13 protein-coding genes are annotated in these 11,773 nt (G+C 69.4%); 8 read left to right on the plus strand and 5 right to left on the minus strand.

Features of this window, described 5'->3' with window-relative positions; all coding sequences use genetic code 11:
• The first annotated feature begins 4 nt into the window (after nucleotides 1-4).
• Nucleotides 5-832 (plus strand): LLM class flavin-dependent oxidoreductase, encoded by an 828-nt coding sequence (locus ACGFIO_RS07720; protein WP_392823424.1) that lies wholly within the window; start codon nucleotides 5-7, stop codon nucleotides 830-832.
• On the plus strand, nucleotides 829-1,971 hold the full coding sequence (locus tag ACGFIO_RS07725) for an epoxide hydrolase family protein (RefSeq protein ID WP_392823427.1): 1,143 nt from the start codon (nucleotides 829-831) through the stop codon (nucleotides 1,969-1,971). Before ACGFIO_RS07720 ends, ACGFIO_RS07725 begins: the two co-directional genes overlap by 4 nt.
• A gap of 317 nt (nucleotides 1,972-2,288) precedes the next feature.
• On the opposite strand, the gene ACGFIO_RS07730 is transcribed toward ACGFIO_RS07725, so the two are convergent.
• Nucleotides 2,289-2,528 carry a hypothetical protein gene (locus ACGFIO_RS07730; protein ID WP_392823429.1) on the minus strand — a complete coding sequence of 80 codons (240 nt, stop codon included), beginning with the start codon at nucleotides 2,526-2,528 and terminating at the stop codon, nucleotides 2,289-2,291.
• A 544-nt stretch (nucleotides 2,529-3,072) separates the two neighbouring features.
• On the opposite strand from ACGFIO_RS07730, the gene ACGFIO_RS07735 reads away from it, so the two are divergent.
• Both ACGFIO_RS07735 and ACGFIO_RS07740 read left to right on the plus strand, forming a co-directional pair.
• Complete coding sequence (locus ACGFIO_RS07735) at nucleotides 3,073-3,309, plus strand: hypothetical protein (RefSeq protein ID WP_392823432.1); 237 nt, start codon at nucleotides 3,073-3,075, stop codon at nucleotides 3,307-3,309.
• Nucleotides 3,310-3,356: 47 nt separating this feature from the next.
• Nucleotides 3,357-3,710, plus strand: a complete 354-nt coding sequence (locus ACGFIO_RS07740; protein ID WP_392823434.1) for an MmcQ/YjbR family DNA-binding protein — start codon at nucleotides 3,357-3,359, stop codon at nucleotides 3,708-3,710.
• Between the two features lie 131 nt (nucleotides 3,711-3,841).
• Here ACGFIO_RS07740 and ACGFIO_RS07745 read toward each other — a convergent pair whose 3' ends face one another.
• The 4 genes from ACGFIO_RS07745 to ACGFIO_RS07760 all read right to left on the minus strand — a co-directional run bounded on the left by ACGFIO_RS07745 (nucleotide 3,842) and on the right by ACGFIO_RS07760 (nucleotide 8,052).
• Nucleotides 3,842-4,729 (minus strand): carbohydrate ABC transporter permease, encoded by an 888-nt coding sequence (locus ACGFIO_RS07745; protein ID WP_392823437.1) that lies wholly within the window; start codon nucleotides 4,727-4,729, stop codon nucleotides 3,842-3,844.
• The gene (locus ACGFIO_RS07750; RefSeq protein WP_392824345.1) at nucleotides 4,726-5,598 is read right to left on the minus strand and encodes a carbohydrate ABC transporter permease; all 873 of its coding nucleotides are present in this window, start codon (nucleotides 5,596-5,598) and stop codon (nucleotides 4,726-4,728) included. Before ACGFIO_RS07750 ends, ACGFIO_RS07745 begins: the two co-directional genes overlap by 4 nt.
• Nucleotides 5,599-5,669: 71 nt before the next feature.
• Nucleotides 5,670-6,932 (minus strand): ABC transporter substrate-binding protein, encoded by a 1,263-nt coding sequence (locus ACGFIO_RS07755; RefSeq protein WP_392823440.1) that lies wholly within the window; start codon nucleotides 6,930-6,932, stop codon nucleotides 5,670-5,672.
• Nucleotides 6,933-7,050: 118 nt separating this feature from the next.
• Entirely contained in the window at nucleotides 7,051-8,052 is a 1,002-nt protein-coding gene (locus tag ACGFIO_RS07760; protein ID WP_392823443.1) for a LacI family DNA-binding transcriptional regulator, read from the minus strand.
• A 160-nt stretch (nucleotides 8,053-8,212) separates the two neighbouring features.
• On the opposite strand from ACGFIO_RS07760, the gene ACGFIO_RS07765 reads away from it, so the two are divergent.
• The 4 genes from ACGFIO_RS07765 to ligD all read left to right on the plus strand — a co-directional run bounded on the left by ACGFIO_RS07765 (nucleotide 8,213) and on the right by ligD (nucleotide 11,729).
• A complete protein-coding gene (locus ACGFIO_RS07765; RefSeq protein ID WP_392823446.1) occupies nucleotides 8,213-9,319 on the plus strand; it encodes an acyltransferase family protein in 1,107 nt (368 codons plus the stop codon).
• A gap of 67 nt (nucleotides 9,320-9,386) precedes the next feature.
• A complete protein-coding gene (locus ACGFIO_RS07770) occupies nucleotides 9,387-10,403 on the plus strand; it encodes a MerR family transcriptional regulator (protein ID WP_392823449.1) in 1,017 nt (338 codons plus the stop codon).
• A gap of 44 nt (nucleotides 10,404-10,447) precedes the next feature.
• Complete coding sequence (locus ACGFIO_RS07775; RefSeq protein ID WP_392823451.1) at nucleotides 10,448-10,789, plus strand: hypothetical protein; 342 nt, start codon at nucleotides 10,448-10,450, stop codon at nucleotides 10,787-10,789.
• Nucleotide 10,790: 1 nt separating this feature from the next.
• On the plus strand, nucleotides 10,791-11,729 hold the full coding sequence (gene ligD / locus ACGFIO_RS07780; RefSeq protein WP_392823454.1) for a non-homologous end-joining DNA ligase: 939 nt from the start codon (nucleotides 10,791-10,793) through the stop codon (nucleotides 11,727-11,729).
• Nucleotides 11,730-11,773 lie beyond the last annotated feature (44 nt).

Here is an 11,773-nt window from a genome sequence, read left to right on the forward strand (position 1 = left end):
GGTCATGACAGAGCAGACGACGCGCTTCGGCGTGGTTCTTCCCGGCGGCACCGCGGCGCGACAGCTCGATCAGGCGATTCTGGCCGAGCGGTCGGGGTGGGACGGTGTGTTCGTGTGGGAGACGACCTACGGCGTCGACGCGTGGAGTCTGCTCGCAGCGATGGCCGTCCGGACGACTCGGGTACGCCTCGGCACCATCCTCACGCCGCTGCCGTGGCGCCGCCCGTGGAAGGTCGCGAGTCAGGTCGCGACCGTCGACCAGCTCTCCGGGGGCCGCGCGATCCTCGGCATCGGGGTGGGCGCGGTGATCAAGGAGTCCCAGGTGACCGACGAGGAGACCGATCTGCGCACCCGAGCCGAGATGATGGACGAGGGCATCGATCTGATGCGCGCGCTCTGGGCGGGTGAGGCACGGTCCGCGGGAGAGCACTACCGGTACGCGTTCGATGCCGGCGATCTTCCCGGGGCCGCCCGGCCCGTCCAGGCACGGGTCCCCATCTGGGTGGCGGCGATATGGCCCCGGCCCAAGTCGATGCGCCGTGTGCTCCGGTGCGACGGGCTGATTCCCGGCCACGAGCAGACGCCGGAGGTGATTCGGGCGACCCGCGCCTGGCTCGATGAGCGGGGAGCGCCGGCAGATCTCGACATCCTGGCCGAGGGCGAGACGCCGACCGACGACGCCCGGGCCGGGTGGGATACGGTGCGGCCGCTGGCGGAGGCGGGTTGCACATGGTGGCTGGAGACGCGCTGGGGGCAGCCGAGTGACGAGGACGACCGGATGGCCCAGATGACCGAACGGATCGCGGCCGGCCCGCCCCGGAGCCCGGCATGACGACTATCGAGCCGTTTCGCCTGCGGATCAGCAACGACCGGATCGCCGAGTTGCGCAACCGGCTGCGCTGGACCCGCTGGCCCGAGCCGGCCACCGCGCCTGGGTGGGGGCAGGGGCCGCCGCTGGACTACGTGCGTGAACTCTGCCGCTACTGGGCCGACGAGTACGACTGGCGGGCCACCGAGGCGCGGCTGGCCGCGGTGCCTCAGTTCCGCACGACGATCGGCGGCCTCGGGATCCATTTCTGGCACGTGCGGTCGGCCCGGCCGGACGCGATCCCGCTGATCATGACTCACGGCTGGCCGGGCTCGGTGATCGAGTTCGAAAAGGTGCTGGGTCCGCTCAGCGAGCATTTCCACGTGGTGTGCCCGTCGTTGCCCGGCTACGGCTTCAGCGATCGGCCGGCCGGGCGCGGCTGGACGGTGGAACGGATCGCCGACGCGTGGACCGAGCTGATGACACGGCTCGGATATGGCTGGTTCATCGCGCAGGGCCACGACTGGGGCACCAGCATCAGCACCGAGATCGGCAAACGCCGGCCCGACCGGGTGATCGGGCTGCACCTGATGCCGCCCCTGGCGCCGCCCGATCCGGCGACCGCCGGCGACCGCACTCCCGCCGAGCAGGCCGCCGCGGCCGCGCTGACCTCGGCGAGCATCGGCGACGGCTACTCGCTGGAACAGTCGACCCGGCCACAGACCATCGGCTATGGCCTGGTCGACTCGCCCGCGCTGCTGTGCGCCTGGATCATCGAGAAGTTCCAGGCGTGGACCGACTGCGACGGCGACCTGCAAAGCGTCCTCACCCGCGACGAGTTGATCGACAACCTCATGCACTACTGGCTGCCCGGCACGGGAGCGTCGGCCGCCCGGCTCTATGCCGAGAGCTTCGCCTCCGTGCAGAGCCGCTTCCGCGGCGGCGTCGCCGACAGCATCGACGTTCCGACCGGCTGCTCGATCTTCCCGAAGGAGAACCCGCGGCCGTCCCGCCGCTGGGCGGAACGCCGCTTCACCAACATCCGCTACTGGAGCGAACCTCCTCGCGGTGGCCACTTCGCCGCCTTCGAACAGCCCGCCCTCTTCACCGCCGAAGTCATCGCCTGCGCCCGCGCCCTCACCGCCGACATCCCCAGCTCATGACCCGCTCTCACGACGCGAGCCAGGAAGTCGTAGTCCCGGCCGCCCACCAGTTCTGCCCCTACAGCGACGCCACCCACGGCACTGGCAGGCACGATCGCTCCGCCGCGCAGGGAGCCCGACAGTTGATCCTTACACGATCGGGGTAAATCAAACGGGCCATAGCTCTCAGTCGATACTTATCGCCAGAATCGGGGAATGACCGCCCCCCTCGTGTCGTCGATCCTCGCTGTCCTCTTCGCGCTCGCGGGCTACGCCGCCGGTCGCTACCAGCAGTGGCAACGCGGTGCCGGAGAACGGGAGGAGGCCTATCGCGAGGGCTACGACGCGGCCACCGAGAGCACGTTCAGCATGGCCGCGCGCATCGCCTCCCCGCCCAAGCCGGCCACCACGCCCGCCGCGACGGAAACGCCGCCGGCAGCAACGTCCGTCCCGGCTGCGGCCCAGGCCAGCGCCTCGGTCGTCACACGCGCGCCGGCGTTGACCCCCATCACGCCCGCACCAGGCCCGGCCCCGCAGACGACGGCCATCGCACCCCACTCGCCAGCCCCAGCTTCCACCCCGCCCACGCTGGCCACGGACCCCGTCGCGCCCGTATCTCCATCCGCTCTCACAGGTCTGCCCGCACCGGCCGCCGCGCCTTCGCGGCCAAGCCCACCGGCGCCCGCAAACGCAGCGCACGGTGCGACAAACACGCCGGCTGGCGGGGGCGGAGACCTGAGTGACGACCCGACCACCCGGCTCGGCGGCGGTCAGAGGTCGGAGGCGCCGGCGGTGAGGTTCGGTGGGGCGGGTTACGGGTCGCACTCCGGTGCTGCGCTCGGGCGGGGACTGGCGGCAGATCATGCGGCGATGTCGGCGCGGGAGCGTGCTGGCGAACTCGGGGATCGAGGCCGGTCGGTTCGTTCGGCTGAGGAGGACTCCGCGCATCTGGCTCCTGTGGCCGAGCCAGCTGTCGGCATGCCGCTCGGGCAGCGGCACAGGGGACAACACGAACAGTTCGAGGACGAGGCCGGCCGGTGTCAGGGGGAACCACGCGGAGAGGACAAGGGGGCGACCGGACACCGGCACCAGGCGGAGCCGTCCGAAGAGGAGGAGCGATCGGTGGCGTTCTTCGCGCCGGTCGTGCGTGACGCAGGTGAGGGGGCCGACGCGAACGACGACGGTGAGCCTCGGGTGGGGCGGCGGGGGCGGCACTACGTACCGGATGAGCTTGTCCGGGCCTCGACCTATCGGCTGCCGGCCGATCGGGTGGCTCGGGCGAAAGTGCCGGGGACGATCAAGCCGGACGAGGAGGAGGACGAGCCGCGCGGGCATGTGCCGAGGCCTCGGTCGTCCTGAGGAAACGACGGCGCGGGATTGTCGTACCCCGGGGATAGCGTCCTCGCATGGTGACGGTTGAGGACGTGCGGGAGGTCGCGCGGCGGCTGCCCCGGAGTGCGGAACACCTGATCCGAGACAGGGTGAAGTTTCGGGTGGGAAAGATTGTGTATGTGGCGTTCTCGCGGGATGAGACCGTCATGGGGTTCGGGTTTCCGCGGGAGGAACGGGCCGCTCTCGTGGCCTCCGCGCCCCGGGTGTTTCATCTGCCGGACGCGGTCAACATGCGCTTTCAGTGGGTGCAGGCGTGGATGGGTGAGCTCGATCAGACCCTCATGGAGGAGTTGGTGATCGACGCCTGGCGGATGGTGGTGCCTAAGAAGGTTGCGGGCGCCTACGTCGCGGGGCTGGCCGATCGCTGACACAAAAAGAGAAGCGGGCAGGCGAGGCAATCGGGCGGGAAGCAGGCAAGGCCAGCGGGCGAGGCGCGAACAGCGGAGGGAACGGGAGCGGCGCCGCCTGACTGGGTGAGTAGGCGGCGCCGCTGGGGGGCTCAGCTCTTGACTGAGCCGGCCATCAGACCGCCGATGAACCAGCGGCCCAGGAGCACGTACACCAGCAGGGTGGGCAGGGACGTGATCAGGGCGCCGGCCATCGAGGCGGCGTAGTCGGGGCTCTGCGCCCCGGCCAGTGCGTTCAACGCGATCGTGATCGGGCCGTTGCGGGTGTTGGAGAGGAAGATCGCGAACAGGTAGTCGTTCCAGGCGCTGGTGAACTGCCAGATGATGGTGACCACGAAGCCGGGGATGGAGATCGGCAGGATGATCGACCAGAAGGTGCGCAGCAGGCCGGCGCCGTCCATGCGGCCGGCCTCGATCAGGTCCTCGGGCACCGTGGTGGCGTAGTAGTTCCGGAAGATCAGCGTACAAATCGGAATGCCGTAGATGCAGTGCACAAAGATCAGCGTGGGGATGCCGGGCTGCAGGTTGATGTTCGTCACGATCTCGCGCAGCGGGATCATCACCGCCTGGTACGGGATGAACATGCCGAACAGGATCATCGTGAAGACGACGTCGGCGCCAGGGAAACGCCACCGGGCCAGCACGAAACCGTTCGCCGCCCCGATCAGCGACGAGATCAGCGCCACGGGAACGGCCAGTTCGAACGTACGGAAGAAGGCCGGCTGCAGAGCGGTCCACGCCTTGCCCCACGACGCGAACGTCCACGTCGACGGCAGGTTCCACTGGCCGGTCACGCCGATCTCGTTGCCCGCCTTGAACGACGTCACGATCAGCACGTACGCCGGCATCAGCACGACCAGCACGAAAAGGATGGCCAGGGCGTACTTGATCACCGGGCCGACGCCGGAGGACGAACGACGACGAGGCGCGGAGGAAGGAGCCTCGAGGCCGGTGGGAGGCGCGGAAGCGACAGTGGTCATCGGTTCTTCTCCGCCCGGTTGGTGTAGATCAGGTACGGCACGATGACGACGGCCACCAGCAGCAGCAGGATGATCGAGATCGCTGCGGCCTTGGAGTAGTCGCTGGTCAGCAGCGCCTGCCAGACGTAGACGGCGGGCACCTCGGACAGCCACTGCGCGCCGGACACGCTCATGATCAGGTCGAACATCTTCATCGACATGTGGCCGAGGATGATCAGCGCGGACAGGGCGACCGGCGTCAGCTGCGGGAAGATGACATTGCGATAGAGGCGGTAGGTGCTCGCCCCGTCCATGGCCGCCGCCTCGCGCAACTCCGCGGGGATGCCACGGAAGCCGGCCAGGAACAGTGCCATCACGTACCCGCTCAACTGCCAGACGGCCGGCAACGCCATCGCCGCCATGCCCCAGTCGGGGTTGGTCCACCAGGTGTTCTGCAGGAATCCGAGGCCGAAGCCGTCGAACACGGCGTTCAGGCCGCCGTCGGCGGGGTTCATCAGCCAGCGCCACACCACACCGGACGCGACGAAGCTGACGGCCATCGGGAACAGGTAGACCGTACGGAAGAAGCCCTCGCCCCGGACCCCGCGCTCCAGCAGGAACGCCCACAGCAGGCCCAGCAGCATCGTGCCGACCAGGAACACCACCGTGAAGAGCAGCAGGTTCTTCAGCGAGTGCAGGAACCGGTCGTTGATGTCCTTGGTGAACAGGTTGACGTAGTTCTCCAGCCCGACGAACCCCTTCGAGCCGCGGGCGTTGTGCTCGTCGGACAGCGAGACCTTCGCGGTCCAGGCGATCAGGCCGTACACGAAGACGGCCAGCAGGATCAGGGACGGGGACAGCAGAACGAGTCCCGGCCCCCATTGCCGCATGCGGCGCATCGGAGCTCCTCAGGTACACGCGTGGGACGGCCTCGGCCGTCCCACGCGTTGCTACGCGACAGTTACTTCTTCTTGCCGAACTGCTCGGCCGCCGCGGTCAGCGCCTTGGTCAGGGCGGCGTCGTCCTGGTTGGTGCTGTACGCGCCGAGCGCCGAGTTCGCGGCACCCTGCCAGCCCTGCGAGCACGCCGAGCCGTGGGCGCACGACGGCACCGGCTTGGCGGACTTCCAGTCGGCCATGGCGGCCTGCTGGTACTTGGGGTAGTCGGCGGGCGACGCGTCGGTACGGGCCGGGATCGAGCCCTTCTTGGTGTTGAACGCCTTCTGGCCCTCGGCCGAGCCGACGGTCTTCAGCCAGCACTTGGTGCCCTCGGGGTTCTTGGCCCCCTTGGGCAGCACGAACGAGTCGGCCAGCCACTGGAAGGTGGTGCCGTTGCCCGGGAAGGTGAACCAGGCGTAGTCCTTGAAGCCCTTGGCGTCGAGGTCGGCGGCCTCCCAGTCACCCATCAGCTGGTAGCCGGCCTTGCCGTCCATGATCTGCTTCTCGGCGTCGGTCCAGTCGAGAGCGTCACGATCCTTGTTGGTGTACGACAGGAGCTTCTTGAAGTCCGCGATGCCCTTGGTGACGCCCGGGTCGTTCCACGGGGTGGTGCCGTTCCACAGGCCGGTGAACTTCTCCGGGCCCAGGTCGGTGATCAGGACCGACTCGAACAGCATGAGCTGGGTCCAGTCCTTGCCGACGGCCAGCGGCGTGACGCCCTTGGCCTTCAGCTTGTCCAGGGCGGCGAAGAACTCGTTGAGGTCCTTCGGGTCGGCGGTGATGCCGGCCGCGGTAGTGACCTTCTTGTTGCTCCACACCACGTTGGCGCGGTGGATGTTCGCCGGCACCGAGTAGATCTTGCCGTCGACGGTGAGGTTGTCGATCAGGCCCTGCGGGAAGGCCTTCTTGAGTCCCCAGCTGTCGTAGTCGGCGCTGATGTCCTCGACCTGTCCGGCGTCGATGTAGTCGAGCAGCTCGGCACCGGCGTGGGCCTGGAACGTGTCCGGCGGCGTGTTCTGCTGCAGCCGCGAGGCGAGCACCGACTTGGCGTTGGCGCCGGCGCCACCGGCCACCGCGCCGTTCTCGAAGGTCTGCCCGGCGCAGGCGGTGCCGAACGCGCTGACCAGGCCGTCCAGACCGGCCTTCTCACCGCCGTCCGCCCACCAGGTGAACACCTCGACCTTGGTCGATCCGGTTCCGCCGCTGTCGTCACCGCTGCCGCACGCGGCGGTGGTCAACAGGGCGGCTATGCCGACAGCCGCAACCGCGGCCCGCGTGAAGCGCATATGTCCCCCAAGCTCGTTATTTGACATCGTTGTCAAAGACAACCGGTCGCACACTGCCGCTCAACACCGAACATCGTCAAGGGTGATTGCGCCATCGTTTCCGCAACGTAACGTGACGCTATGCGGGCGGACGCTCACCCGATCCACGAGGGACGACCGTCGTCGAGATGACGACCGTCTGCGCGGGACCGTCGTAGCCGCTGATCCGGGCGTAGGCGAGGCGTGCGGCCTCGCGCCCCAGAGCCACCATGTCGTGGGCGACGACGGTGATGCCGAGTACGTCAGCCAGGTCGAAGTCGTCAAAACCGATCAGCGCCGGCGGCGCCCCGGAGTGATCACGGAACGCACGCAAAGCACCAGTGGTCAGCCGGTTGTTGGTGGTGAAGATCGCGGTCGGCGGCTCGGCCGACGCCAGCAGATCCCGGACGACGTCCTCGGCCCGGCGTACGTCATGGACGTCGGTCTTCAAGAACCAGTCGGAGTTGCCGGCCGCGGTCATCGCCTGCACGAAACCCTCGATGCGGTTTCGCTGCGGCGCCTTGCGGGCCAGGTCGGAGACCAGGGCGATGCGCCGGTGCCCGCCGGCCAGCAGGTGCTCGCCCGCCGCCCGGGCCCCGCCGAGGTTGTCGATCAGCGCGACGTCGGCCTCGAGACCCTCGGGCGGCCGGTCCAGGAAGACGAACGGGACCCCGCCCGCGCCCTCGGCGGCCAGGTGGTCGTGCCGCTCGGCGCTGGGCACCACCAGCATCGCCCGCACCCGGCGTTCCAGGAACGCGTCGACCAGGCTGCGCTCGAGCTCCGCGTCCTCGTCGGTGTTGGCGGTGATCAGCTGCAGGCCGTGCTGGCGCAGCTCGCGCTCGATGCCGCTGGCCACGGCCGAGTAGAACGGGTTGGCGAGGTCACCGCTGATCAGCCCGACCAGGGCCGAGGTCGCGCCCCGGCGCAGCTCCCGGGCGATCCCGTTGAGGCGGTAGCCGAGCAGGTCAGCCGCCTCACGGACGCGCTGCCCGGTGTCCTCGGCGACGTTCGGCTCACGGTTCAGCGCCCGGGACGCCGTTTTCAGGCTGACCCCGGCCAACGACGCCACCTGCGTGAGCGTGGGGCGGCGCACGGCGGACATGGCGGACAGTATGACATCGATGTCGGACCGGATCATCCGCCGTGATCTGTCCGGTCCCCGTCCTCTGTCCGTTCGGACAGCGGCGCATGACGGCGAAAGCAACTACGTTCGGTGATTGCTGCCCAGAGCAGGTTCCGAGAAAAGAGCAGCTAGGAGCGCCATGCCGAGCATTAAGGCCGCCAGCAGAGATCGGTACTTCGATACTCTGCGTGCATTGGCCATGATCCGGGTAGTGGTGTTCCACGCCTTCCCGTTCGCCGCTCTCGAGCTGGTCTTTCCGTCGATGGGCGTGATGTTCGCCCTGGGCGGTTCGCTCATGGTCAAGTCGCTCGACCGGTCGGTGTCGCGGACCATCCGCAACCGGGTTCGCCGGCTACTGCCCGCGTTGTGGGCCATGGGCCTGATCCTGGTGCCGCTGATGCTCCGGCTGGGCTGGGAGGATCATGCGCGGTGGTCGCTGCTGCTCTGGGTCGTGCCCGTGGCGCAGCCCCCGTCATCCGAGTTCGGGTTCCCCGCCGCCGGCGTGTTGTGGTATCTCGTCACGTACCTCTGGCTGGTGCTCCTCTCGCCGCTGCTGCTCAAGCTCTACCGCCGGGCGCGGATCGCCACACTGCTGCTGCCGCTGGCGTTGCTGGCGGTGTTCACAATCCGGCCCGACACGTTCGGGCAGCAGGCCGGCGAGGTGGTGCAGAACGTGCTCGCGTACGCCACCTGCTGGATGCTCGGCTTCGCACACCGCGAGGGCGACCTCAGGCGGGTCGGCAAACGCTACGTCTACCCGCTGGCCGTCGCCTGCGTCGGCGGGGCGCTGGCCTGGGCGTTCACCCACCCCGAGGACAGCGGCTTCGACCTGGTCGGCATCCCCCTGGCGTACGCGATCTTCTCGATCGGTTTCGTCCTGGCCCTGATGCGCTGGTCGCCGAACATGGCGTGGCTGGCCAAGGTGCGGCCGCTGGACGGGTTCGTGTCGATGGTCAACAACCGGGCCGTCACCATCTATCTGTGGCACAACGTGGCGATCACGATCGCGGTGGTGCTCTTCGACCCGCTGAAGCTGTGGGAGATCCCGACCCAGTTCGCCGAGGACCTGGCCGACTTCAGCATCGCCATCACGCTGCTCATCGTGGCCGTGCTGAGCCTGGGCTGGGTCGAGGACATCGCCGCGCGTCGCAAGCCACGGCTCTCGCCCTTCCCCCGCAAGAAGAGGAGCCGTGTGGTCAGCGTGCCCACCATTGGGGGGCAACAGGCGAAGCCGGTTGCCGCTTGACCTTTCCCCTGGGGAAAGACCCAAGGTTGCTTGTGCCGGTCAGAAGATCGGCACGAGGAGGGTACGAGTGGAGCTGCTGACCATCGGCGGGTTCGCGCGCGCCGCCGGGCTGACCCCCAAGGCGCTGCGCCTGTACGACGAGCAGGGGCTGCTCCGGCCGGCCGCGGTCGACGCCGCCAACGGGTACCGGTTCTACACCCACGAGCAGCTCGGCCGGGCCCGGCTGATCGCCCGCCTGCGCCGCGTCGACATGCCGCTGGCCCGCATCCGCGAGGTGTGCGACCTGCCACCGGCCGAGGCCGCGGCGGTGGTGGCGGAGTTCCGGACGGGCGTGGAGGCGGACGCCGCGGCCCGCGCCCACGAGGCCGGCCTCCTCGTCGATCTGCTGACCGGTAGGGAGACAACCATGACCACGCTGGGACTGAAGTCAGCCGCGCGGACCGCGATCGGTTTGGTGCGGACGACCAACGAGGATGCCGCGTACGCCGACGACACCGTGCTGGCGGTCGCCGACGGCCTGGGCGGGCTGCCCAACGGCCACGAGGCGTCCGCCGCGGCGGTGGCGGCGGTCCGCTCCGGCGACGGCGACCTGGCCACCCGGATCGCCGCCGCGAGCCGGACGATCAAGGCGATGGGCGGGCCCGCCACCACGCTCACCGCGCTGGTCCGCTCGGGCGACAGACTGCTGCTGGCCCACATCGGCGACACCCGGGCGTACCTGCTGCGCAACGAGGAACTGGCCCGGCTGACCCAGGACCACTCGTACGTACAGACCCTGGTCGACTCCGGCAAGATCGGCCCCGGCGACGCCGCCGACCACCCCAAGCGCCCGGTCCTGCTCCGTGCGCTCGGGGCCACCGCCGACGACGACCTCGACCTCGGGCAGCGCGCGATGCTCGCCGGTGACCGCTATCTGCTCTGCTCGGACGGCCTGTGGGCGCACGTGCCGCCGGCCGAATTGGCGGCCGCCCTGCCCGGCGGCGACCCCGGAACCGCCGCCGACCGCCTGATCGAACTCGCCCACACCCACGGCGCCCCCGACAACGTGGCCGTGGTCGTCGCGGACGTGCTGGTCGCGGACTGATTACGAACCGAGCGGACAGGCGCCGGCGGCCCTAGGCTGAACCCGTGACGACGGTGGACGAGCAGCAGTCCGGGTTCGCCATGCGGGTGGCCCAGTCGAAGATCGAACCCCGCCGCGACGTGGTCCGGCGCACCGAGGTGGCGCTCCGGGTCACCGCGGTCACTCTGGCCTGGCTGGTGACGCTGGCCCTGCTGCTGGGCTGGAGCCTGGCCAGCCCCGGCCCGGCCGGCGCCGAACGCTACGCGGCCGCGCTGATCGCCATCCTGCTGCCGTTCGTGGCCGCGGTGATGGCCGTCAGCAACCATCAGGGCCGCCTCGGCAGCGCGTACATCGTCCTGACCCTGGTCATGGTCTTCCCCGCGCTGGCCATCGCCGGGTGGGCGTGACATGGAACGCCACGGCGTCACCCTGACCAACCTCGAACAGGAGATCTTCCCCGAGGCCGGGGCGACCAAGCGCGACCTGATCGACTACCTCGACGCGATGAGCGACCGCATCCTGCCGGTCCTGACCGACCGCCCGCTCACTGTCACCCGCGTGCTGCGCGGCCAGGACGCCTTCGTCCAGAAGAACCTGCCGAAGTACACGCCCGACTGGGTCGAGCGCACATCGGTGTGGGCCGAGGCGTCGCACCGCGAGGTGTCCTACGCCCTCTGCAACGACATCCGCACCCTGCTGTGGTTCGGCAACCAGCGCGCCATCGAATACCACCCGGCCTTGATGCTGGCCGGCAGCCACCACCCGACCCACCTGATCATGGACCTCGACCCACCCGAGGGCGGCGCCTTCACCCAGGTGGTCGACGCCGCGCAGCTGGTCCGCCGGGTCCTGGACGACGCCGGCCTGGGCCACGCGGTGAAGACCAGCGGCTCCAAGGGCTTGCACATCTTCGTACCCCTCACCGACGACGTCCCCATCGAGGACGTGGCCGCCGCGACCCGCGCGACAGCCGCCCGAGCCGAACGCCTCGACCCGTCCATCGCGACAACGGCTTTCATCCGCGACGACCGCCACGGCAAGGTCTTCCTGGACTCCACCCGAGCCGGCGGCGCCACCGTGGCGGCGGCTTACAGCCCGCGCATCCGCCCCGGCGCCCCCATCTCCTTCCCCCTGTCATGGTCCGACCTGGACGGTGTGACCCCCGCCGACTTCACCATCAAGAACGCGCTCGATCACCTGGCCGACCGCGACCCGTGGTCCGACCTCATGCCCCCACCCCAGCCCCTCGACAAGTCCCTGGTCGAGGAGGGCCACACCATCCCGATCGCTCGCGTGGCCGCCATGCACGAGGGCAAACGGCGCAAAAACCAGAAAAAGCCGGCGTAAGCGCTTCGGTTTGGGGCACGCGAGCGTCCCCAGACGACATCAAG

Origin of the sequence: Actinoplanes sp. NPDC049265, assembly GCF_043197135.1 — a bacterium.
In the GTDB taxonomy this organism is placed as follows: Bacteria; Actinomycetota; Actinomycetes; order Mycobacteriales; family Micromonosporaceae; genus Actinoplanes.